Here is a 254-nt window from a genome sequence, read left to right on the forward strand (position 1 = left end):
TATCTGCACCACCGGAAATCAAGGCACCGGCATGACCCATGCGTTTGCCCGGAGGCGCAGTGACACCGGCGATGAAGCCGACCACTGGTTTTTTCATGTTGTCGCGTACCCAGTACGATGCATTGGCTTCATCCGGACCGCCGATTTCACCGATCATGATAACCGCATCGGTATCAGGATCATCATTAAACATGCGCATGATATCAATGTGTTTCAAACCATTGATAGGATCGCCGCCGATACCGACTGCCGAC

1 pseudogene is annotated in these 254 nt (G+C 52.8%); it reads right to left on the reverse strand.

Going from position 1 to position 254, the window contains the following annotated elements:
- Window positions 1-254: pseudogene (locus tag QN347_RS20405) on the reverse strand (succinate--CoA ligase subunit alpha); the annotation flags it as partial.

The organism is Sphingomonas sp. 10B4 (assembly GCF_035019905.1).
GTDB lineage: Bacteria > Pseudomonadota > Alphaproteobacteria > Sphingomonadales > Sphingomonadaceae > Sphingomonas > Sphingomonas glacialis.